At 61.2% G+C, this 22648-nt stretch carries 22 protein-coding genes; 12 read left to right on the top strand and 10 right to left on the bottom strand.

The annotated features are described in order from the left end of the window. Window position 1: 1 nt before the first annotated feature. Genes QF039_RS29760 through QF039_RS29770 form a run of 3 tightly spaced genes read left to right on the top strand, consistent with a single transcriptional unit; the run spans window position 2 to window position 2600 of the window. Window positions 2-1081, top strand: a complete 1080-nt coding sequence (locus tag QF039_RS29760; RefSeq protein ID WP_087694554.1) for a heme A synthase — start codon at window positions 2-4, stop codon at window positions 1079-1081. Then, entirely contained in the window at window positions 1069-1968 is a 900-nt protein-coding gene (gene cyoE, locus QF039_RS29765; protein WP_008439626.1) for a heme o synthase, read from the top strand. The genes QF039_RS29760 and cyoE overlap by 13 nt, the downstream gene beginning before the upstream one ends. Continuing rightward, complete coding sequence (locus QF039_RS29770) at window positions 1965-2600, top strand: SCO family protein (RefSeq protein WP_003214837.1); 636 nt, start codon at window positions 1965-1967, stop codon at window positions 2598-2600. Before cyoE ends, QF039_RS29770 begins: the two co-directional genes overlap by 4 nt. 212 nt (window positions 2601-2812) lie before the next feature. On the opposite strand, the gene QF039_RS29775 is transcribed toward QF039_RS29770, so the two are convergent. The 3 genes from QF039_RS29775 to QF039_RS29785 are packed head-to-tail and all read right to left on the bottom strand — an operon-like array spanning window position 2813 to window position 5319. Continuing rightward, window positions 2813-3586: a MetQ/NlpA family ABC transporter substrate-binding protein gene (locus QF039_RS29775; RefSeq protein WP_177066926.1), complete on the bottom strand. Its 774-nt coding sequence runs from the start codon at window positions 3584-3586 to the stop codon at window positions 2813-2815. 51 nt (window positions 3587-3637) lie between these two features. Further along, complete coding sequence (locus QF039_RS29780) at window positions 3638-4312, bottom strand: methionine ABC transporter permease (RefSeq protein WP_003214831.1); 675 nt, start codon at window positions 4310-4312, stop codon at window positions 3638-3640. Next, complete coding sequence (locus QF039_RS29785) at window positions 4312-5319, bottom strand: methionine ABC transporter ATP-binding protein (protein ID WP_003214829.1); 1008 nt, start codon at window positions 5317-5319, stop codon at window positions 4312-4314. The genes QF039_RS29780 and QF039_RS29785 overlap by 1 nt, the downstream gene beginning before the upstream one ends. Window positions 5320-5587: 268 nt before the next feature. Here QF039_RS29785 and katE point away from each other — a divergent pair, with 268 nt between their 5' ends. Continuing rightward, window positions 5588-7729, top strand: coding sequence for a catalase HPII (gene katE, locus QF039_RS29790; protein WP_003214827.1), 2142 nt, complete (start codon window positions 5588-5590; stop codon window positions 7727-7729). Between the two features lie 100 nt (window positions 7730-7829). Here the strand turns inward: katE and QF039_RS29795 are convergent, their stop codons facing one another. From QF039_RS29795 to QF039_RS29810, 4 genes are read right to left on the bottom strand one after another with little or no spacing between them, the layout of a single operon-like run. After that, window positions 7830-8549, bottom strand: coding sequence for a PA5502 family lipoprotein (locus tag QF039_RS29795; RefSeq protein ID WP_307522105.1), 720 nt, complete (start codon window positions 8547-8549; stop codon window positions 7830-7832). Between the two features lie 37 nt (window positions 8550-8586). Then, complete coding sequence (znuB, locus tag QF039_RS29800; RefSeq protein WP_003214823.1) at window positions 8587-9375, bottom strand: zinc ABC transporter permease subunit ZnuB; 789 nt, start codon at window positions 9373-9375, stop codon at window positions 8587-8589. After that, window positions 9368-10153 carry a zinc ABC transporter ATP-binding protein ZnuC gene (znuC, locus tag QF039_RS29805; protein ID WP_307522108.1) on the bottom strand — a complete coding sequence of 262 codons (786 nt, stop codon included), beginning with the start codon at window positions 10151-10153 and terminating at the stop codon, window positions 9368-9370. The genes znuB and znuC overlap by 8 nt, the downstream gene beginning before the upstream one ends. Further along, entirely contained in the window at window positions 10153-10635 is a 483-nt protein-coding gene (locus QF039_RS29810; protein WP_003214819.1) for a Fur family transcriptional regulator, read from the bottom strand. The genes znuC and QF039_RS29810 overlap by 1 nt, the downstream gene beginning before the upstream one ends. A 58-nt stretch (window positions 10636-10693) precedes the next feature. Between QF039_RS29810 and QF039_RS29815 the strand changes: the two genes are divergently transcribed. After that, window positions 10694-11623 carry a zinc ABC transporter substrate-binding protein gene (locus tag QF039_RS29815; protein WP_008439631.1) on the top strand — a complete coding sequence of 310 codons (930 nt, stop codon included), beginning with the start codon at window positions 10694-10696 and terminating at the stop codon, window positions 11621-11623. 127 nt (window positions 11624-11750) lie between these two features. On the opposite strand, the gene QF039_RS29820 is transcribed toward QF039_RS29815, so the two are convergent. Together QF039_RS29820 and QF039_RS29825 are read right to left on the bottom strand one after the other, a co-directional pair. Then, on the bottom strand, window positions 11751-12704 hold the full coding sequence (locus QF039_RS29820) for a homoserine kinase (RefSeq protein WP_102367835.1): 954 nt from the start codon (window positions 12702-12704) through the stop codon (window positions 11751-11753). A gap of 56 nt (window positions 12705-12760) precedes the next feature. Further along, the gene (locus tag QF039_RS29825; RefSeq protein ID WP_307522111.1) at window positions 12761-13051 is read right to left on the bottom strand and encodes a DUF2782 domain-containing protein; all 291 of its coding nucleotides are present in this window, start codon (window positions 13049-13051) and stop codon (window positions 12761-12763) included. Between the two features lie 74 nt (window positions 13052-13125). Here QF039_RS29825 and polA point away from each other — a divergent pair, with 74 nt between their 5' ends. Next, the gene (gene polA, locus QF039_RS29830) at window positions 13126-15918 is read left to right on the top strand and encodes a DNA polymerase I (protein ID WP_307522113.1); all 2793 of its coding nucleotides are present in this window, start codon (window positions 13126-13128) and stop codon (window positions 15916-15918) included. A gap of 266 nt (window positions 15919-16184) precedes the next feature. On the opposite strand, the gene yihA is transcribed toward polA, so the two are convergent. Then, on the bottom strand, window positions 16185-16826 hold the full coding sequence (gene yihA, locus QF039_RS29835; protein WP_003214811.1) for a ribosome biogenesis GTP-binding protein YihA/YsxC: 642 nt from the start codon (window positions 16824-16826) through the stop codon (window positions 16185-16187). A gap of 192 nt (window positions 16827-17018) precedes the next feature. On the opposite strand from yihA, the gene QF039_RS29840 reads away from it, so the two are divergent. The 6 genes from QF039_RS29840 (at window position 17019) to QF039_RS29865 (ending at window position 22638) form a co-directional block, all read left to right on the top strand. Further along, a complete protein-coding gene (locus QF039_RS29840; protein ID WP_003214809.1) occupies window positions 17019-17321 on the top strand; it encodes a cytochrome c5 family protein in 303 nt (100 codons plus the stop codon). 33 nt (window positions 17322-17354) lie between these two features. After that, the gene (locus QF039_RS29845; protein ID WP_102604423.1) at window positions 17355-17960 is read left to right on the top strand and encodes a cytochrome c4; all 606 of its coding nucleotides are present in this window, start codon (window positions 17355-17357) and stop codon (window positions 17958-17960) included. Between the two features lie 169 nt (window positions 17961-18129). Continuing rightward, window positions 18130-18768, top strand: coding sequence for a thiol:disulfide interchange protein DsbA/DsbL (locus QF039_RS29850; RefSeq protein WP_063033700.1), 639 nt, complete (start codon window positions 18130-18132; stop codon window positions 18766-18768). Window positions 18769-18778: 10 nt separating this feature from the next. Continuing rightward, on the top strand, window positions 18779-19657 hold the full coding sequence (locus tag QF039_RS29855) for an endonuclease/exonuclease/phosphatase family protein (RefSeq protein ID WP_087694547.1): 879 nt from the start codon (window positions 18779-18781) through the stop codon (window positions 19655-19657). Further along, window positions 19654-21759 carry a GGDEF domain-containing protein gene (locus QF039_RS29860; RefSeq protein WP_307522118.1) on the top strand — a complete coding sequence of 702 codons (2106 nt, stop codon included), beginning with the start codon at window positions 19654-19656 and terminating at the stop codon, window positions 21757-21759. Before QF039_RS29855 ends, QF039_RS29860 begins: the two co-directional genes overlap by 4 nt. Window positions 21760-21861: 102 nt before the next feature. Next, on the top strand, window positions 21862-22638 hold the full coding sequence (locus QF039_RS29865) for an N-acetylmuramoyl-L-alanine amidase (RefSeq protein ID WP_003214798.1): 777 nt from the start codon (window positions 21862-21864) through the stop codon (window positions 22636-22638). The last annotated feature ends 10 nt before the right edge of the window (window positions 22639-22648 follow it).

Here is a 22648-nt window from a genome sequence, read left to right on the forward strand (position 1 = left end):
CATGGCCAAACCTGGATTTCGCCTCGCGCTGTTTGCCACCCTGCTGGCCCTGATCGTGGTGCTGCTGGGCGCCTATACCCGCCTCACCCACGCGGGTCTCGGTTGCCCGGATTGGCCGGGTTGTTATGGCTTTATCAGCGTGCCAAAAAGCGAAGCCCAGCTGGCCCATGCCGAACTGCATTACCCGGACACGCCGGTCGAGGCGGACAAGGGCTGGAACGAGATGACCCACCGTTACTTCGCCGGCACCCTCGGGCTGTTGATCGTGCTGCTGGCGGCGCGCGCCTGGACCCATCGGCATCATCCGGGCCAGCCGTTGAAGCTGCCGTTGTTCCTGTTGGCGGTGGTGTTCGCCCAGGCAGCGTTTGGCATGTGGACGGTGACGCTGAAGCTCTGGCCGCAAGTGGTCACCGGGCATTTATTGGGCGGGTTTGCGACGTTGAGCCTGCTGTTCTTGCTGACGCTGCGATTGTCCGGCGTATTGCCGGCGCTGATCGTGCCCAGGCGTTTGCAGTATTGGGCCACGGCCGGGCTGGTGCTGGTGATCGGCCAGATCGCGCTGGGTGGATGGGTCAGCTCCAACTACGCAGCCGTGGCGTGTATCGACCTGCCGACCTGTCACGGGCAATGGTGGCCGGCGGCGGATTTCGCCAATGGCTTTCACCTGACCCAGCATATCGGCCCCAATTACCTCGGCGGGCAACTGGACAGTGATGCGCGCACGGCGATTCACCTCACCCACCGGATTGGCGCGCTGCTGGTCACTGTCGTGTTGCTGGGCCTGGCCTGGCAGCTCAAGGTGGTCGGCATGACCCGCCTGGCGGGCCTGTTGCTGATCGCCCTGGCGGCGCAACTCTGCCTGGGCCTGAGCAACGTGTACTTCCACCTGCCGCTGCCGGTTGCGGTCGCGCATAACGCCGGCGGCGCGGCGTTGCTGCTGACGCTGGTGCTGGTCAATTACCACGCCCGCACCAGCCTGGTTCGGGTGCGACATCAGTTGCCGTTCGGCTGGCGCTTCAGCCCGCGTAAACACGTGTCGGGCCTCATAACCATTAAAGGAGAGATGCCATGGCGACCTTGATCAGCGAGCGTCACAGCCAGGCGATCTGGCGTGACTATCTGGAGCTGACCAAGCCAAAAGTGGTGGTGCTGATGCTCATCACCTCGCTGGTGGGCATGTTCCTCGCCACCCGCGCCGGGGTACCGTGGCCGGTGCTGATTTTCGGCAACCTGGGGATCGCGCTGTGTGCCGGCGGCGCGGCGGCAGTCAACCATGTGGTGGACCGGCGCATCGATGCGCTGATGGCGCGCACCCATAAACGCCCGCTGGCGGAGGGGCGCGTATCGCCTGTGGCGGCGCTTGTTTTTGCGATGGTGCTGGCGGTGGCCGGGCTGGCGCTGTTGCTGGCGTTTACCAATCCGCTGGCCGCCTGGCTGACCCTGGCTTCACTGTTGGGCTATGCGGTGATCTACACCGGTTTTCTCAAGCGTGCGACGCCGCAGAACATCGTCATCGGTGGGCTGGCCGGCGCCGCGCCGCCGTTGCTGGGTTGGGTTGCCGTCACTGGCCACGTCAGCGCCGAGCCGTTGCTGCTGGTGCTGATCATCTTCGCCTGGACCCCGCCGCACTTCTGGGCCCTGGCGATTCACCGCAAGGAGGAATACGCCAAGGCCGACATCCCGATGCTGCCCGTGACCCACGGCGAGCACTACACCAAGGTGCATATCCTGCTTTACACCTTCGCCTTGCTGGCGGTCAGCCTGATGCCCTATGTCATCCACATGAGCGGCATGCTGTACCTGGTGTGCGCACTGGTTCTGGGCGGGCGCTTTCTGCAATGGGCCTGGGTGCTGTACCGTGGCAGTCGGCCGCACGCGGCGATCAACACCTTCAAGTACTCTATCTGGTACTTGTTCGCGCTGTTTATCGCCCTGCTCGTAGACCATTACCTATTGTTGAACCTATGACTCGAACTCAAAAAACTGTCTTCATTCTGGTGGCCATTGTCGCGTTGATCATGGGCCTGACCGTCAACAAAGTCCTGAGTGGCAAAGGCCAGGGCGACCCGACGGCCTTGATCGATGCCGGCATCATCCTGCTGCCGCAAAGCCGTCAGTTGCCACCGGTGACCATGACCAACCAGGACGGCCAGCCGGTGGTGGTCAACGAGCTGAAAGGCAAGTGGAGCGTGCTGTTCTTCGGCTACACCTTCTGCCCGGACATCTGTCCGACCACTCTCGCCCAACTGCGGCAGATCAAGAGCGAGCTGCCCAAAGACGTTGTGGATAAGTTGCAGGTGATTTTGGTCAGCGTTGACCCGAACCGCGATACGCCAGCGCAGCTCAAGCAGTACCTGGGCTACTTCGATCCACAGTTCGAGGGCCTGACCGGTGCGAATGTGGACGATGTGCAGAAGGTTTCGAATGCGGTGAGCATTCCGTTTATTCCGGCAGACACCAGCAAGCCCAACTACACCGTCGACCACAGCGGCAACCTCGCGCTGATCGGGCCGGATGGAACGCAACGCGGGTTTATCCGGGCGCCGTTGAACAACCAGAAGCTGGTAGCGCAGTTCCCGGGGTTGTTGCAGCGTAAATAAGCTTGCCGACCATTTTCTGAGCGACACAAATCAAATGTGGGAGCGGGCTTGCTCGCGAAGGCGGTGTGTCAGTCAACAGATGTATCGACTGAACCACCGCCTTCGCGAGCAAGCCCGCTCCCACATTGGTTTGGATCGTTCCCACGCTCTGCGTGGGAATGCCGCACTGGACGCTCTGCGTCCGCTTTTTCGATCGGGGTTTCGGCCTTGGATCAGAACGCCGGCAGGATCGCGCCTTTGTACTTCTCAAGAATGAACGCTTTCACTTCCGGGGTGTGCAGGGCTGCTACCAGCTTCTTCACTGCGTCCGAATCCTTGTTGTCTTCGCGGGTCACCAGGATGTTCACGTAAGGCGAGTCGTTGCCTTCGATCACCAGTGCGTCCTTGGAGGGGTCCAGCTTGGCTTCCAGGGCGTAGTTGGTGTTGATCAGCGCCAGGTCGACCTGGGTCAGCACGCGCGGCAGGGTGGCGGCTTCCAGTTCGCGGAATTTCAGGTCTTTCGGGTTTTCAGTGATGTCCTTGATGGTCGACAGGATGTTGGTCGGGTCCTTCAGGGTGATCAGGTTGTGCTTGGCCAGCAGCAACAGCGCACGGCCGCCGTTGGTGGCGTCGTTCGGGATCACGACGTTGGCGCCGCTTGGCAGGTCTTCCAGCTTCTTGTACTTGCTGGAGTAGGCGCCCAGAGGCTCCAGGTGCACAGCGCCAACGCTCACCAGGTGAGTGCCCTTGGCTTTGTTGAACTCATCCAGGTACGGCTGGTGCTGGAAGAAGTTGGCGTCCAGGCGCTTTTCGGCTACCTGTACGTTTGGCTGAACGTAGTCGGTGAAGACTTTGACCTGCAGGTCCACGCCTTCCTTGGCCAGAGCCGGCTTCACGAATTCGAGGATTTCAGCGTGCGGCACCGGGGACGCGGCCACGGTGAGGGTTTCGGCGGCGTGGGCGGAGAACGCGGCAACGGCGGCGAAAGCAACCAGTAGTTTTTTCATTCAACAAGCTCCTTGTTCGGGAATTGGCCGGCTTAACGCCGGCAATAGCCGTTATTTTCGAGAAAAGTGCACCACCAGCTTGTCGCCGACGGTTTGCAGAATTTGTACCAGGATCAGCAGCAGCACCACGGTGACCACCATCACGTCGGTCTGGAAGCGCTGATAACCGAAGCGGATCGCCAAGTCACCCAGGCCACCGGCACCCACTACGCCGGCCATGGCCGTGTAGGAAACCAGTGTAATCGCCGTCACCGTAATCGCCGCGAAGATGCCGGGGCGGGCTTCGGGCAGCAACGCGTTGGTAATGATCTGGCGAGTGGTCGCGCCCATGGCCTGGGTCGCTTCGATAATCCCGCGGTCCACTTCACGCAGCGCCGTTTCCACCAGGCGCGCAAAGAACGGCGTGGCACCCACCACCAGCGGTGGAATTGCACCGGCAACACCCAGCGAGGTGCCGGTGATCAGCACCGTGAACGGGATCATTACGATCAACAGGATAATGAACGGCAGCGAACGCAGGATGTTCACCACCAGCGACAACAGCGCATAAACATTCTTTTGTTCGAACAGCTGACGCGGGCTGCACAGGAACAGCAGCACGCCCAATGGCAAGCCCAGCAATACGGTGAACAGCAGCGAGCCGAACAGCATGGTCATGGTGTCGCCGGTGGCGAGCAGGATTTCCGACCAGTCGATGTTCGAGAAAAAGCTCAAGAGGATTTCCATTAGCGCAGCACCTCCATATGGACGTCTGCCGCGGTGAAGGCGGCGAAGGCGGCCTCCATGTCACCGCCGGTGACGGCGAGGGTCAGTTGCCCGTAGGGAATGTCTTTGATGCGGTCGATACGACCGGCGAGGATGCTGTAGTCCACACCCGTGTCGCGGGCGACGGTACCCAGCAGCGGCGCGTAGGTCGCTTCGCCCTGGAATGTCAGGCGCACGATGCGCCCCGGTACATGGGCGAAGTCATCACGCTGTTCGCCTTCGTCGACTTGCTCGGATTCCTGCACGAAGCGCTTGGTGGTCGGGTGCTTGGGGTGCAGGAATACATCGGCGACGGTGCCTTGCTCGACGATCACGCCGGCATCCATCACGGCCACGTGGTCGCACACGCGGCGGATCACGTCCATTTCATGGGTGATCAGCACGATGGTCAGCTTCAGCTCGCGGTTGATCTCGGCCAGCAGTTGCAGGACCGAGGCCGTGGTCTGCGGGTCGAGGGCGCTGGTGGCTTCGTCGCACAGCAGGATTTTCGGCTTGGTGGCCAGGGCGCGGGCGATGCCGACGCGCTGCTTCTGGCCGCCCGACAACTGCGCCGGGTACTTCTTGGCATGGTCGGACAGGCCGACCCGCGCCAGCAATTCGGCCACGCGCAGGTCGATTTCCTTGCGGGAAAGTTCGCCCGCGAGGGTCAGCGGCAGCGCCACGTTGTCGGCAACGGTCTTGGATGCCAGCAGGTTGAAGTGCTGGAAGATCATCCCGACCTGTTGCCGGAAACGGCGCAGGCCGTTGGCGTCGAGGGCGGTGACTTCTTCGTCATCGACCTTGATCTGGCCGCCGCTGGGTTGCTCCAGGCGGTTGATCAGACGCAGCAAAGTACTTTTTCCCGCACCGGAATGGCCGATCAGACCAAACACCTGGCCATTTTCGACGCGCAGGTTGGTGGGATGCAGTGCGGGGATATCCTTACCGGCGACCCGGTAGGTTTTATGGACGTTATGAAACTCGATCACGTAGCGAACCTTGTGGGGCGCATTAAAAAGGGATCAGCGGTTAGCCGGGCGCGCATTTTAGCCTGTCCGTATAGCGTTTCTTAGCATTTATTTCTCATCCGACCAGCGATTTGGCAATAACGCGATCAAAGGTCATAAAAAAGGAACGGTACAAAACCGTGTCAGTCACTACATAAGCAACTCGAAACTCCCAGGTGCCGTGCCTGGGGTTTTGCTCAAGAAGAGCCGGGGATCGCTCTGGCCTACGCAAACGAGGAGTTTTTGTCTGATGAGTACTAAAAAGCCAGTTACCCCGCCCAAGAGCGAACTTGCGGGCACCGACACTCTGGACCGTGGCAACACCAACGCCAAGCTGCAAAGCCTGGAAACATTCCGCTCCGACGCGACGGGCCAGGCGCTGCGCACCAACCAGGGCGTGAAGGTTTCCGATAACCAGAACAGCTTGAAGGTCGGCTCCCGTGGCCCATCGCTGCTGGAAGACTTCATCATGCGTGAAAAAATCACGCACTTTGACCATGAGCGCATCCCGGAACGCATCGTCCATGCCCGGGGCACCGGTGCCCACGGCTATTTCCAGACCTATGAAAATCATTCGGCGCTGACCAAGGCCGGGTTCCTGCGTAACCCGGAACATAAAACCCCGGTATTTGCGCGCTTTTCCACGGTTCAGGGCCCACGCGGCTCCGGCGATACCGTGCGTGACGTGCGTGGGTTTGCCGTAAAGTTCTTCACCGACGAAGGCAACTTCGACCTGGTGGGCAACAACATGCCGGTGTTTTTCATTCAGGACGCGATCAAGTTTCCTGACTTCGTGCATGCGGTAAAACCTGAGCCCCACAACGAGATTCCTACCGGCGGCTCAGCCCACGATACGTTCTGGGATTTTGTCTCGCTGCAGCCGGAGTCGGCGCACATGGTGATCTGGGCCATGTCTGACCGGGCCATTCCAAAAAGCCTACGGACCATGCAGGGGTTTGGCGTGCACACCTTCCGCCTGGTGAATGCCGAGGGCAAATCCAACTTCGTCAAATTCCACTGGCGGCCTACCGTCGGCACCTGCTCCCTGGTGTGGGACGAGGCGCAGAAGCTGGCGGGCAAAGACACGGACTTCCACCGTCGTGACCTGTGGGAATCCATTGAAAGTGGCGATTACCCGGAATGGGAATTGGGCGTGCAGATCATCGCCGAAGAAGACGAGCATAAGTTCGACTTCGATATTCTCGACCCGACCAAGCTGATCCCCGAAGAGCTGGTGCCTATCACGCCGCTGGGCAAGATGGTGCTCAACCGCAACCCGGACAACTACTTTGCCGAGACCGAGCAAGTGGCGTTCTGCCCGGGGCATATCGTGCCGGGCATCGACTTTTCCAATGACCCGCTGCTGCAAGGCCGTCTGTTTTCCTACACCGATACGCAGATCAGCCGACTGGGCGGGCCGAACTTTCACGAGTTGCCGATCAACCGTCCGGTAGCGCCGTTCCATAACGGCCAGCGCGATGCCATGCACCGCACCACCATCGACAAGGGTCGCGCGTCCTACGAGCCGAACTCGATTGATGGCGGCTGGCCGAAAGAAACTCCGCCCGCGGCGCAGGACGGTGGTTTTGAGACGTATCCGGAGCGCATTGATGCCCACAAGATCCGTGAGCGCAGCGAGTCGTTCGGCGATCACTTCTCCCAGGCGCGCTTGTTTTTCCGCAGCATGAGCAAGCACGAGCAGGAGCACATCATCGCCGCCTACAGCTTTGAACTGGGCAAGGTGGAGCGTGAGTTTATTCGCGCTCGCCAGGTGAACGAGATCCTCGCCAACATCGACTTGGAACTGGCCAAGCGTGTGGCGCAGAACCTGGGCTTGCCAGCACCGACTAAAGGTACGGTGCCAGAGCGCAAGACGTCTCCGGAACGCTCGCCAGCGTTGAGCCAGGCCAATTTGCTGTCGGGTGATATCAAGACCCGCAAGGTGGCGATTCTGGCGGCGAACGGTGTTGATGGTGCGGCGATTGATGCCTTGAAGAAGGCGCTTGAGGCTGCAGGTGCGCATGCGAAGTTGCTGGGGCCTACCTCGGCGCCGGTAACGACGGCGGATGGCAAGAGCCTGCCGGTGGATGCTTCCATGGAAGGCTTGCCTTCGGTGGCGTTCGATGCGGTGTTTGTGCCGGGTGGCGCCAAGTCGGTTCAGGCGTTGAGCGCTGATGGTGTGGCGTTGCATTACCTGCTGGAGGCCTACAAGCACTTGAAAGCAATTGCCCTGGCCGGTGAGGCGAAGCAGTTGCTGGATGTGCTGAAGCTTGAGGCGGATGCGGGCTTGATTGTGGGCGGCGACGCGAAGGCGTTTAAGGCGTTCTTTGCGGCGATTGCCCAGCATCGGGTCTGGGATCGGGAGCCGAAGGCTAAAGCTGTTCCGGCTTAAGCTATTGGTTGTTTGTTAGACCGCTATCGCAGGCAAGCCAGCTCCCACATTTTGAATTGTGAATACATTCAAGTGTGGGAGCTGGCTTGCCTGCGATGCTTTATTCAGTCTTACGCGGAATCAGCACGACCTGCGCCGGAACCTTCTTCAGGATCTGCCGGTGAATCTTCAGGTCATACCCCGAATCGATGCGCTTCACCCGTTTGGTCAGCAACGTGGCCAGCCATGGGTAATCTTCGGTGCGCGGCGCCTGGATGCTCACATCGCACTGGTAATTCACCACATCGGTGGCGATCTCATCCAGTTGATGGCGCAGTGCCTCGACATCGGTGAGGTTCAGCGCAACCGTAGTGCTTGGCGCTGCTGGGTCGATGACCTTGGCCGGCGGCTTGGCTTCGGCGGCTTTCAGGGCGGCCTCGGCTTTGTCCAGCTCGACTTTACGGGCATGGGCGATCGCACTGTTGACGCCACCGGTCAGCGCCGGAGCCTTGGGCATCAATGCCCGTGCGCGGCTCAGGGCCGTCGCGGCAGCGTTGACATCACCCTTTTGCAGGACGATCTGGCTGCGCTGCAAATAGGCTTCGGCCAGTTGGCGCTGATAAGGCTCCAGCGCCGGGTCGTTGGGCGACTGGGCCTGCAAGGCGGCCAGCTCGTCTTCGGCGGTGGCCAGTTCACTGCTGGCGAGGTTTTGCTCCAGCTGTGCGATGGCCGCAGCGCGCGCGTCCGGCGCCTGGGGGGCGGCGGGCGGGGTGCTTTGGCAGGCGCCCAGCAGCAAGGAAAATGCGGCAAGGAGCAGATAACGGGCGTTGAACAGCTTCATTCCTGCGACTCTCTAATTGCGCAAAAAGCGAGCAAGTCTACACCCCACGACGGGGCAGGACAAAACTCAGCAGAAACAGGGCGGCCGCCGTGACCACAATCGACGGCCCGGCCGGGGTGTCCTTGAACCAGGACAGCGCCAGGCCACCACACACCGCGAGCATCCCCAGAAGGCTGGCGCCGAGCGCCATTTGCTCCGGCGAGCGGGCGTGACGCTGGGCCGCAGCAGCCGGGATGATCAGCAGCGATGTGATCAACAATACGCCGACAATCTTCATCGCGACAGCGATCACCACGGCGATCAGCAGCATCAGGGTCATGCGCAGCGCCGCCACGGGCAAGCCTTCGACGGTGGCCAGTTCTTCGTGAACGGTGATCGCCAGCAGCGGGCGCCACAGCGTCACCAGCAGCACCAGCACTGCCGCGCTGCCGCCTAGAATCCACGCCAGGTCGGTGGGGCTGATTGCCAGCAGGTCGCCGAACAGGTAGGCCATCAGGTCGATGCGCACTTCATGCATGAAGCTCAGCACCACCAGGCCCAGGGACAAGGTGCTTGGGGCCAGGATGCCCAGCAGGGTATCGGAGGCCAGCGGCTGACGCTGTTGCAGGGTCACCAGCAGCACAGCCAACAGCAGGCAGCCGACGGTGACGGCAATGGTCGGGCTCACATCCAGCAGAAATCCCATGGCCACGCCCAGCAGCGCAGCGTGGGACAGGGTGTCGCCAAAATAGGCCATGCGCCGCCAGACCACGAACGAGCCCAGTGGGCCCGCCACCAGCGCCAGAGCCAAGCCTGCCAGCAGGGCGTAGAGCAGAAAATCAGCCATGCTTGCAGCTATCTCCATGAACGTGGGTGTGGGATGCGGTGGAGTCATCGACTACGGCGCCATGCAGGTCATGGGCGTGGTCGTGGTGGTGGTGGTAGATCGCCAGGCTCTGGGCGTTCTTGCCGAACAGCTCGACAAAAGCCGGATCGCCGCTGACCTGTTCCGGGTGGCCGGAGCAGCACACGTGGCGATTGAGGCACACCACCTGGTCGGTGGTGCTCATCACCAGGTGCAGGTCGTGGGAGACCATCAGCACGCCGCAGCCATGACGGTCCCGCAGGCGGGTGATCAGGCTGTACAGCTCGGCCTGGCCGGCGACGTCGACGCCCTGCACGGGTTCATCCAGTACCAGCAATTCCGGTTCGCGCAGCAGGGCGCGGGCGAGCAGCACACGCTGCATTTCGCCACCGGAGATGCTTTGCACCGGGCTGTCGATCACCTGTTCGGCGCCCACTTCCTTAAGGGCGGACTGCGCGCGGGCGCGGTCTACGTCGGGCACCAGGCGCAGGAAGCGCAGCACTGACAGGGGCAAGGTCGGGTCCACATGCAGCTTCTGCGGCATGTAGCCGACCCGCAGCTTCGGCTTGCGCCACACGCTGCCGCTGTCGGGCTTGAGCAGGCCGAGTACGGCGCGCACCAGGGTGGTCTTGCCGGCACCGTTGGGGCCGATCAGCGTGACGATCTGCCCTGGCTCGACGCTCAGGGCGATGTTGTCCAGCACGTTTTGCCCGGCGAACGTGACCCCGACCTGTTCCAGGCGGATTAACGCAGTGCTCATCAAGCCCCCTGGCAGCCCGAGCACACACCGACGACTTCGACGGTTTGCCCTTCGACCTTGAAGCCGACGTCGCCGGCGCTCTTGATGATGCTGTCGCTGATGCTTTTTTGCTCAAGTTCGATGGCGGCGTGGCACTCGCGGCAAATCAGGAACTGGCCCTGGTGCGCGTGTTCCGGGTGGTTGCAGCCGACAAAGGCGTTGAGCGACGAGATGCGGTGCACCAGGCCGTTGTCCAGCAGGAAGTCCAGCGCGCGGTAAACCGTGGGCGGCGCGGCGCGGCGGCCGTCCTGCTCGCTGAGCACGCCGAGGATGTCGTAGGCACCCAGCGGCTTGTGGCTTTGCCACACCAGCTCCAGCACCCGGCGACGCAGGGCGGTCAGGCGCAGGCCTTGGCGCGCGCACAAGGCGTCGGCCTCTGACAGTGCGCTGTGCACGCAGTGAGAGTGGTCATGGGGACGGCTGGCAAGCGGTGTTTTAGGCATGAGCGGCGACAGATATTTGTGAGAGACGTTATTATGTTACCTGTTCCTGCCTCCTTGAGTGGTCATCGTGTCCAGACTTTTTCCCGTTTTTGTCGTATTTGTCACCAGTTTGCTGCTTGCCGGTGCCGCTCAGGCGGAGGTTCGGGTGCTGACCAGTATCAAACCGTTACAACTGATTGCTGCTGCTGTGCAGGATGGCGTGGCGATTCCCGAGGTATTGCTGCCGCCGGGCGCTTCGCCGCATAACTATGCGTTGCGCCCTTCCGACGTACGGCGCGTGCAGTCGGTGGACCTGCTGTATTGGATCGGCCCGGACATGGAAAGCTTTCTGCCGCGTGTCTTGAAAGGCCGCAGCTTGCCGACGGTGGCGGTGCAGGACCTTCCGGGAATGAAACTGCGTCGGTTCGCCGAAGATAGTCACTCCCATGCTGAAGATGCCGACGAACATGATCATGACCATCGCCCGGGCAGCCTGGATGCGCATTTGTGGCTGTCGACGGTCAACGCCCGGGTGATTGCGAACCGCATGGCGGCGGATCTCAGCGCTGCCGACCCGGCGAACGCCGAGCGTTACCAGAGCAACGTGAAGGCCTTTGATGGCCGTATGGATGCACTGGACGCGCGCTTGAAGGCACGTATGGCGGACGTCGCCGGCAAGCCGTACTTCGTGTTCCATGAAGCCTTCGATTACTTCGAAGATGCCTACGGGCTCAAGCACACCGGAGTGTTCAGCGTGGCCGCAGAAGTGCAGCCGGGCGCCCAGCATGTGGCAGCGATGCGTACGCGCTTGCAGGAAGTGGGCAAGACTTGTGTGTTCAGCGAGCCGCCGTTGCGCCCGCGCCTTGCGGAAACGCTGGTGGCGGGTTTGCCGGTGAAGCTGGCGGAGCTGGATGCGTTGGGCGGCTACACGCCGGCCTCCGCCCAGGGGTATGAGCAGGTGCTGGAGAAGCTGGGGAATGACCTGGCTGGGTGCCTGGAGTCGCTCTGACAGACGCCGCATAACCACTGTGGGAGCGGGCTTGCTCGCGAATGCGGTGGATCAGTCAGCGCATCTGGTGACTGAAACTCCACATTCGCGAGCAAGCCCGCTCCCACATTTTGATCGCGTACGATCTTTACAGCGCGAACGGCAGCGGGGTCTTGACCTGCTGGCGTTGCGCCAGGCGCACCTGAAACTCGCGCGGGTCGTGAATCAGCACGTCCTGCCCGGCGAACGATTCAGCCGCAATCAGGCGTGACAGCCAGAACCGCACACAGGCCACACGCAGCATGGTCGGCCACAGCTCTGCTTCCTTGGCCGTGAACGGCCGCAAGCCCGCATAAGCCCCCAGCAACGCCCGCGCCCGTTGGCCGTCGATCACGCCGTCGGCGTCCGAGCACCAGTCGTTCAGGGCGATCGCCACGTCGTACAGCATCGGCCCCGAGCAGGCGTTGTAGAAGTCGATCAGCCCGGTCAGGTGCGTGCCTTCGAACATCGCGTTGTCGCGAAACAGGTCGGCGTGGATGTTTGCCCGGGGCAGCGCGAGGATCTGCGCCTTGTGCGCCTCGATCTCATCCAGCGCCGCTTGCAACAGGCCGCGTTGTTCCGCGTCGAGGTGCGAGATCAGTTGCGCGCCTTCGCTGAGCATCCAGTCCAGCCCGCGATCGGTCTTGCGTTCCAGCACCTTCTCGCCTTGGGTGGCGAGGTGCAGGTGGCCGAGCAATTCGCCCACTTGCACGCAATGCTGGGCGTTGGCGTCCTTGATGTGCTTGCCCGCCAGGCGCGGTTGCAGCAGCGCCGGTTTGCCCGCCAACTCGCGCAAGGCCACGCCGTCGGTGGTACGCAGGGCGTAAGGCACTGGCAAATCAGCGTCGTGGAGCACGTCCAGCAGTTCGATGAAGAACGGCATTTCCTGCACGGGGCCGCGCTCGACCAGGGTCAGGACAAATTCGCCCTGTTCCAGGCTGATGAAGAAATTGGTGTTTTCACTACCAGCGGCAATCCCCTGGAAATCAAGCAGGCGGCCGAGCCCGTAAGGGGCAAGAAAGGTTTCCAGCTCGGGCCGAGCCAGGGGGGTGAACACAGACATGGTTAAAACTGCCGTTACGGGCGCTGCGGGGAGCAGCGCCGATTAAAGTTAAGAAATCATTTCCATTCGAAGATCTTCCATGACGGGATCAGCATATCCGGCTGGTCAGAGCGGATGAAGTTCGCATCGGTTCCGTCCGCGCGCACCAGGAAGTAAGGCGGAAAGCCTTTCTGGGTCACCTTGATCGCGTACAGGAAGCCATTCTGGCGGTATTCCTGAATGGTCTTGTCGCCTTCCGTGCGAATGGTGACTTCCGGATCGCCCGAAGGGCCAGTATCTGCCGCCATGGCCACCATCGGAGTGAGTGCAATCAAGCCGGTCAACAACAGGCGATTTACTGTACGCATGATAACCTTGTCCCTTTGTCGTCATTGGTCCGGCTATTCTAGCGCCTGACCCGCCGAAAAGGTTGATCCTGCTCATGAGCCAAGCCCCCCTCGTCCTGGTGGACGGTTCTTCTTACCTGTACCGCGCCTTTCACGCGCTGCCGCCGCTCACCACTTCCAAAGGCCTGCCTACCGGCGCGGTCAAGGGCGTGTTGAACATGCTCAAAAGCCTGCGCAAGCAATACCCGAACAGTCCGTTCGCGGTGGTGTTCGACGCCAAGGGCGGGACATTTCGCGATGAGCTGTACGCCGAATACAAGGCCAACCGCGCGAGCATGCCCGATGACATGCGCGTGCAGATCGAGCCGCTGCACCAGAGCGTGATCGCCCTGGGCTTCCCGCTGCTGTGCGTCGAAGGCGTCGAAGCGGACGACGTGATCGGCACCCTGGCCCGCAGCAGCGCGGCCGCCGACCGTCCGGTGGTGATTTCCACCGGCGACAAGGACATGGCGCAGCTGGTCGACGGGCACATTACCTTGGTCAACACCATGACCGGTAGCGCCATGGACGTTGAGGGCGTGAAGGAGAAATTCGGTGTCGCTCCCGAGCAGATCATCGATTACTTGGCGTTGATGGGCGATTCGTCCGACAACATCCCGGGCGTTCCGGGCATTGGTCCGAAGACGGCTTCCGGCCTGTTGGTAGGCGTCAACGGCGGCTTGAAGGAGCTCTACGAGCAGCTCGATATCGTGCCGACCTTGCCGATTCGTGGTGCCAAGACCCTGGTCGCCAAACTGGAAGAGCATAAGGCGAGTGCGTTCCTGTCCTACGAGCTGGCGACGATCAAGATCGACGTGCCGCTGGATGTGGGCCTGGATGATTTGCACCTGATCGAGCCGGATCGCGAGAAGCTGCTGGAGCTGTACACGCTGCTGGAGTTCAAGAGCTGGATTGACGAGATTCAGCGCGATGCCAAGCGTGTTGAGTTGAGCGCCGCGCCATCGGCTGCAGTTGCGGAGGAAGCGATTGAAACAGTCGCTCCGGTTTCTGTAGAGCCGGTGTACGAAACCATCCTCACCCAGGCCCAGTTCGATGTCTGGCTGAAGAAGCTCAACGACGCCAAGCTGTTCGCCTTTGATACCGAGACCACCGGGATCGACGCCCAGAAAGCGCAACTGGTGGGTGTGTCGTTTGCCGTGCAGGCCCATGAAGCAGCCTACATTCCGCTGACCCACTCCTACATCGGCGCGCCGGAACAGCTGGATCGGGACACCGTGCTGCTGGCCCTGAAGCCGTTGCTCGAAGACCCGGAAAAACTCAAGGTCGGCCAGCACGCCAAGTTCGACATGAACATCCTGGCCAACTGCGCCATCGGTGGTGACCCGGCACACGGCATCACCGTGCGCGGCATTGCCTTCGACACCATGCTTGAATCCTATGTGCTGAACTCCGTGGCGACGCGCCACGACATGGACAGCCTGGCGAAGAAGTACCTGGACCACGACACCGTCAGCTTCCAGGACATCGCCGGCAAAGGCGCCAAGCAGCTGACCTTTGACCAGATTGCCCTGGAGCAAGCCGGCCCTTACGCGGCGGAAGACGCGGATGTGACCCTGCGTTTGCACCAGGAACTGCACAAGCAGCTTGCCGCTATTCCTACCCTGGCCAGCGTATTGTCCGACATCGAGATGCCGCTGGTGCCCGTGCTGGCGCGCATTGAGCGTCAGGGCGCCCTGGTGGATGCCGCCTTGCTGGGCATCCAGAGCATCGAGCTGGGCAACAAGATGGTCGACCTCGAGCGCCAGGCGTATGAGATCGCCGGCGAGGAATTCAACCTGGGCTCGCCCAAGCAGTTGGGTGCGATTCTCTACGAGAAACTCGGGCTGCCGGTGTTGAAGAAGACCGGCAAGGGCCAGGCCTCGACGGCCGAGGAAGTCTTGGCCAAATTGGCTGAAGATGACTACCCACTGCCGAAAGTGCTGATGCAGTACCGCAGCATGAGCAAGTTGAAAAGCACCTACACCGACCGTTTGCCGGAGCAGATCAACCCGCGCACCGGTCGCGTGCACACCTCCTATCACCAGGCCGTAGCAGCAACCGGGCGCCTGTCATCCAGCGATCCAAACCTGCAGAACATTCCGGTGCGTACCGCTGAAGGCCGGCGTATCCGCCAGGCATTTGTCGCGCCCAAGGGCTACAAGCTGCTGGCGGCGGACTACTCGCAGATCGAGCTGCGCATCATGGCGCATTTGTCCAAGGACGAAGGCTTGCTGAATGCGTTCCGCGACGACCTGGACGTGCACACCGCCACGGCGGCCGAAGTGTTCAAGGTTGAGTTGACCGAGGTCACGTCCAATCAGCGTCGCAGTGCCAAGGCGATCAACTTTGGCCTGATCTACGGCATGGGCGCCCAGAAGCTGGGCAAGGACATCGGCGTCGACACCAAGACCGCCAAGGCTTACATCGATGTGTACTTCGCCCGTTACCCGGGGGTGCGCGAGTACATGGAGCGCACCCGTGCCCAGGCGGCTGATCAGGGTTATGTGGAAACCCTGTTCGGGCGCCGCCTGTACCTGCCGGAGATCAATTCCAACAAGCCTCAGGAGCGTGCTGGCGCCGAGCGTACGGCAATCAACGCGCCGATGCAGGGCACTGCGGCCGATATCATCAAGAAGGCCATGGTCAAGGTCGACAACTGGCTGACGGACTCGGGCCTGGACGCCAAGGTCATCCTTCAAGTGCACGATGAATTGGTGCTGGAGGTACGTGAGGACCTGGTGGCTGAAGTCAGCGCGAGGATTCGTGAACACATGAGCGAGGCGGCAAAGCTGGATGTGCCGCTGGTGGTAGACGTCGGCGTGGGCGACAACTGGGACGAAGCGCACTAAGCCTGGGGCCTGGGCCGCGGCATCATGCCGCGGCAGCGCTTTAGATCGGAAAGCGCGGCGGGTTATTTCCAATAGTTTTTTGAACGTGCCGGAACTTAACCCGTGAATTGCTACTCAGAGTTACTGAATGGGTGGTGAAGCCCTTCAATGCTCCTATGTTGTGTTAAGTGTTGGCAGATATCTGGACCCCGCCCTAGCGGTCCGGAACTTGGACCCCGAACTTCCCCTCCCCATACGAAGTCCGGGGTTTTTTTTGCCCCGAGTTTTTACTCGGCGGCTTCCGAACCCTTGTCAGCCAGTTCCATCCAGCCTGCCAATACAGTGTAGGCATCTTCCAGCCCCATGCGTTTTGGCGCCGAGAACAACTGGATAGTCACCGCATCACCCCAACCCTTACGGATTTCTGCCTGCACTTTGAGCAGGGTGTTTTTCGCTGCGCCGTAGGTCAATTTGTCGGCCTTGGTCAGCAGGACGTGCATCGGCATGCCGCTGGCGACGGCCCAATCGAGCATCAACAGGTCGAAGTCGGTCATTGGATGACGGATGTCCATCATCAGAATCAAACCCTTCAAACTCTCCCGGCCACCCAGATACGCTTCGAGGTGACGCTGCCAGTGCAGCTTCAGCGGGATAGGTACTTTTGCATAACCGTAGCCCGGCAGGTCGACCAGACGCCGATCATCGTCTAGCTTGAAGAAGTTGAGGAGCTGTGTGCGCCCCGGGGTTTTCGAGGTGCGGGCCAGGCTGGCGTGGGTCAGGGTGTTCAGCGCGCTGGACTTGCCGGCGTTGGAACGGCCGGCGAATGCGACTTCGAAGCCTTCGTCATCGGGGCATTGGTCGACTTTGGCGGCGCTGAGCATGAAGGTGGACTGTTGGCACAGGCCGAGGATGGGATTCTTGAGTTGCATGAGTTTTCCGATGTGGGCGGTGCCGGGAATAGGTGCGGCAAGCGGTGTCGTTTCCGTTTCAGTAGCGCCAGTATATAATGCCGCAGATTTTGTGTGTGCTTTGTCCCAGCGAAGGATGAAGTTCACGGGAGCGATAGACCTTTATTGCGCATTAGAACGCAAAACGCTCTCAAACCCTGAAAAGGTCGATGTATGACCAAGTGGCTGCTGGCCTTCGGTTTCTTGATGCCACTTTACAGTGCGCAGGCTACACAGGAACCGGAGGCTGTGTACAACCGCTTTTGCGGGGCCTGCCATGCCGGACAGCTGCCCAACGCCCCTGGACGGGGTGACCAGGCAGCCTGGAAGCCAAGATTGGCTCAAGGTATGGACACGCTGGTGCAACACGTGACCCAGGGTTTCAAGGCGATGCCGCCGCGTGGTTTGTGCATGGACTGCAGTACCGAGGATTACCATGCCGTCATTCAGTTGATGGTGAGTGAACCCGGTCCATAACTCTTTAACCCTTAGCCGTAGTTGGATTAGCTGATGAACAAACTGATCGTGAGTCTGCTGTTGACCCTGGGCATCACCGGTGTTGCCCATGCCGCAGGCGACGCCACTGCTGGCCAGGCGAAAGCCGCCGTATGTGGTGCTTGCCATGGACCGGACGGTAATAGCCCGGCGCCTAACTTTCCAAAACTGGCCGGCCAGGGTGAGCGTTACCTGACCAAGCAGATGCACGACATCAAGGACGGCAAGCGTACGGTCCTGGAAATGACCGGCTTGTTGACCAACCTCAGCGATCAGGACCTGGCGGATATCGCGGCGTATTTTGCCAGCCAGAAAGGCAGTGTGGGAGCTGCTGATGCGAAACTGGTGACCCGCGGTGAAGAATTGTTCCGCGGCGGCAACCTGGAAAAAGGCATGCCTTCCTGCATCGGTTGCCACTCGCCTAACGGCGCAGGCCTTGCTGCTGCGGGCTTCCCGCACTTGAGCGGGCAGCATGCCCAGTACATCGGCAAACAGCTGACAGACTTCCGCGAAGGCAATCGCACCAACGACGGCGATACCAAGATCATGCAGAGCATCGCCGCGAAACTCAGCAACAAGGACATCGAAGCCGTGTCCCAATACATCCAGGGCCTGCACTAAGTGCCCCGGCTACGTTAACGCTCGATTAATCCGTCGATGCAAGCATAAAAAGGGTGGCCCAGGCCGCCCTTTTTTGTGGCCGGTGCCGTTACACTAACGAACTCATGCCCGCGTAGACCTGTCACAACAAAGGTCGCGTGAGGCGACTTTATTTGTCCAGGAGTAAAGCATGCGTAATCTGATCCTCAGCGCCGCTCTCGTCACTGCCAGCCTTTTCGGCATGACCGCACAAGCTGCCGATAATGTGCCGCTTGAAGCCGGTAAAACCTACGTTGAGCTGGCCAATCCTGTGCCGGTTTCCGTACCGGGCAAGATCGAAGTGGTGGAGCTGTTCTGGTATGGCTGCCCGCATTGCTACGCTTTTGAGCCAGTCATCAATCCGTGGGTCGATAAGCTGCCTCAGGACGTGAACTTCAAACGTATTCCTGCCCTGTTCGGCGGCCCATGGGACGCCCACGGCCAGCTGTTCATTACCCTGGACACCATGGGTGTAGAACACAAGGTTCACGCGGCTGTCTTCAATGCCATCCAGAAAGAAGGCAAGCGCCTTGTGAAGCCTGAAGACATGGCCGATTTCGTCGCCACCCAAGGCGTCGACAAAACCAAGTTCCTGGAGACATTCAACTCGTTCGCTGTGAAGGGCAAGATGGCCCAATACAAGGAACTGGCCCAGAAATACGGCGTGCAAGGCGTACCGACGCTGATCGTCAACGGCAAATACCGCTTTGACATCGGCAGTGCCGGCGGCGAAGAGCAGGCGCTGAACGTGGCCGACCAATTGATCGCCAAAGAGCGCGCAGCCAAGTAAGGGGCCCGTCATGCGTCGCTGGGGTACTGAACGTGTCGTTGGCCTGCATGACCCGAAGGTCAACGAACATCACCTGGAATCCACGGGCCTGCCGGCTGACAGTCGGTTGCGCCTGCTCAGTTTCAATATCCAGGTGGGTATCAGTACCGAGAAATACCGGCATTACCTGACCCGTGGCTGGCAGCACCTGCTGCCCCACAACGGGCGTGCCGGCAATCTGCAAAAGATCGGCGACCTGCTGGGTGACTTCGACCTGGTAGCCCTGCAGGAGGCCGATGGTGGCAGCCTGCGTTCCGGCTACATCAACCAGGTCGAGCACCTTGCCCAGCTCGGTGCCTTTCCCTACTGGTATCAGCAACTCAATCGCAACCTCGGCAAACTCGGCCAGCACAGCAATGGTGTGCTCAGCCGTCTGAAACCGTGGGCGATCGAGGACCACCCGTTACCTGGCCCGAAAGGCCGCGGTGCAATTCTCGTACGATTCGGCGAAGGGCCGGAAGCATTGGTCGTGGTGATGATGCACCTCGCACTGGGGGCTCGAACCCGAACCATGCAGTTGGCCTACATCCGTGAGTTGATTGGCGGCTACAAACACCAGGTGCTGATGGGTGACATGAACACCCATGCCACAGACCTGCTACAGAATTCCCCGTTGCGCGACCTTGGGTTGCTGGCGCCGCAAGTCGAAGCCACGTTTCCCAGCTGGCGTCCGCAGCGTTGTCTTGATCACATCCTGCTCAGCCCGACCCTGACACTCGAAAGTGTGCAGGTACTGGCGCAGCCCATCTCCGATCACCTGCCCGTCGCGGTAGAGATTCGTCTGCCGGGTTCGCTCACGGCTGATGCATTGCCCGCGTTGAGCCCCGGCCCTCGCGGACCCCTTGCATGAGCGACGACGCCCAGCGTTGGAAAGAGAAATACCTTAAAAGCGTCGAGCAACAAGAAAAGCTCGAGCGTCGCTGGGCCGCCCGCCTCGACCTGCTGCGCCGAGGGCTGGTGCGCAGCACCCTGGCGGCAGAAGGGACCGACCGAGCGGTTGACCAATGCATGAAGGAAATGCGCGATGTGGTGCGCACCGACGACATGGACGCCGCCCTCGCTGCATTGCTGCCGCGCCTGGAAAAGGCCGTGCTGGATTCGGAGCAGCGCCGCGAAACCCGGGTTGACCAGATCGGCAGCGCGTTGACGGCCCTGGTCACTCAGTTGCAGAAACTGCCCTTGCCACGGGACGTGAGTCGCCCGCTGAAGGCTTTCGCCAAGCAGCTGGACGGTCGGGTTGGCCAGGCGCGGGAGATCCCGCTGTTGCTGAGTGAGCTGAGCGGCCTGCAGGGGCAGGCGTTGAGTAACCTGGAGCCGGAGGGCGAAACCAGCCGTTCGAGCCCGGGGCTGTTGCAGCGTCTGTTTGGCACCAAGGACGCAATCGACACGCCGGAGGTTGAAGCGCCCACGCCATCCCGCCCGGCTTCTCCGGCGCCTGCTGCGCCAAAGCCCAGCCCGGTGGGTGAAGTTGAAGCGCCGGCGCAATCGGCAGAACTGGCCCAGGCGCTGCGGGCTTTTGCACCGCAGCCGAAGGTCCCGGCCCCCATCGAGTCGCCCCCTGAGCCGGTATCGCCAGTAGAGGCTACCGACGCTGTCAGCGAAGCAGTGCCTGTTGTTCCGGCCGTCGCGGTCACAGCGCCTGTCGTCGAGGCACCCGCTACGATTATCGAAACGCCAGAACCCGAGCAACCGATCGAAGCGGAGGTTGAGCTCGAGAGTGCTCTTGCCGCCATGGTCGAGGTGCCAGAGGTGCAGGCCCGTGAGCCGGAGCGGACAGAGATCGGCAGTCTTTCCCTGCCCCCGGTCCTGGCCGATGAACCGCAAGAATCGCCCGAGCAGGCAGAGCTGAACCCAGACGAGCTGCAAGCGGATCAAGCCTACGCCCTGCCCGACACCCCCGAGCCGTCTTACAGTTCGGTGGCCAAGCACATCGAAGATACCCTGCTCGGCTTACTGGAAGACCTCTCGCTGCCCGAGCGCCATCGGCCCCAGGCCGAAGCCATGCGTGAACGCCTGGCCCACGGATTGAACTGGTACGAATTGCTGCCGATCCTCGATGACCTGGCGGTGTTGATGCTGGCGATCACCGACAGCGGCCAGCACGAGTTTGAAGCCTACCTCAAGCAGCTCAACGATCGTCTCGAGGCGTTCCAGGGGCACCTGCAGGTCGCCAGTGACGGCCACGCCGACAGCCGGTCGGCGGCCAGGGAGCTGGATACCCAGATCCGCGAACAAGTGGATGGTTTGCAAACCAGCATGCAGGACGCCGCGGACCTCGACAGCCTCAAGCACGTGCTGGAGAGCCATCTCGAAGGGCTGCTGGGCACCATGGATGAACACCGCCACCAGCGTGACCAGCGCGAACAGGAAGTGACTGCACGGCTCAAGGGCCTGGCCGAACGGGTCGCCAATATGGAGCAAGAGGCTCAGGGCTACCGTGAACACCTTGAGGTTCAGCGCCAGAAAGCCCTGATCGATCCGCTCACCGGACTACCCAACCGCGCGGCCTGGAGCGAGCGTCTGGAGCAGGAGGTCAACGCCTGGCACCAGCGTGGAAATAACCTGTCACTGGCCATGCTGGACCTCGATCACTTCAAGCGCATCAACGACGGCTATGGTCATCTGGCGGGCGACAAGGTGCTGAAAATCATCGCCACGGTGCTTCGCAAACGCCTGCGGCCGAACGACTTCATCGCGCGTTTTGGCGGTGAAGAGTTTGTGCTGCTGATGCCCAACTCGTCGCTGTCCGATGCGTTGGCGGTGGGCGAAACCCTGCGTGCAGCCATCCAAGCCTGCCCGTTTCACTTCAAGGGCGAGCCGGTGACGATTACGGTGTCCATGGGCATGGCGCAGTTTCAGCCGGGAGAACGCAGCGACCTGGCGCTCAAGCGCGCTGACGAGGCGTTATATCGTGCCAAGGCGGCGGGGCGTAATCAGGTGCAGGCGGCCTGACCGGAAATGTTCCATTTTGTTTAAAACATCGCATTTGGCCGCCTGGCAGCAAACGGTACGTTACACTGTTGCATTATCGTCTTAAGCGTACTATTTGCTGCCATGAAACTTCTGTGTTCTGCCTTTCTGTTTCTTCTGCTCGCCGGTTGCGCGAGCGGCCCTCGCCTGGACACCAGTCATCCGTCGGTGAACCACGACAATCGTGTGCAGTTTGTCGTCGTGCACTACACCTCGGCGTCCCTTGAGCGCTCCCTGGCGCTGTTGACCCATGGCCAGGTCAGCAGTCATTACCTGATCGGTGATGACGCCTCGGCCACCATCTATAAGCTCGTGGATGAAAGCCAGCGCGCCTGGCATGCCGGAGAAAGTGAATGGATGGGCCGCACCTGGCTCAACTCCAGCTCCATCGGGATCGAGATCGTGAACCCGGGTTATCGGGATTTGCCGACGGGCCGCGTCTGGTATCCCTATTCCGAAGCGCAGGTGCAGTCGCTGGTGGTGCTGCTCAAGGACATCAGCAAACGCAACGGCATCGACCCGCGAAACATCATCGGCCATAGCGACATTGCCCCGCTGCGCAAGCTGGACCCGGGGCCGTTGTTCCCCTGGAAGCGCCTGGCGGATGAAGGGCTGGGCATGTGGCCGGACGCCAAGGCGGTGGCCCGTTACCAGGTGCAGTACGCAGCCGATCTGCCGAGCATTACCTGGTTCCAGGAAGAGTTGGCGAAGCTGGGCTATCCGACGCCGCAGACGGGCGAACTGGATGTAGCGACGCGGCATGTGGTGGCCGCGTTCCAGATGCATTTCCGGGCGTCGCTGTTTGACGGGACGCCGGATGCCGAAAGTGCTGCGATCCTGCGGGCGTTGAATCACCAATAACGGTTGGCGC

Origin of the sequence: Pseudomonas sp. W2I6 (genome assembly GCF_030815935.1) — a bacterium.
Classification (GTDB): domain Bacteria; phylum Pseudomonadota; class Gammaproteobacteria; order Pseudomonadales; family Pseudomonadaceae; genus Aquipseudomonas.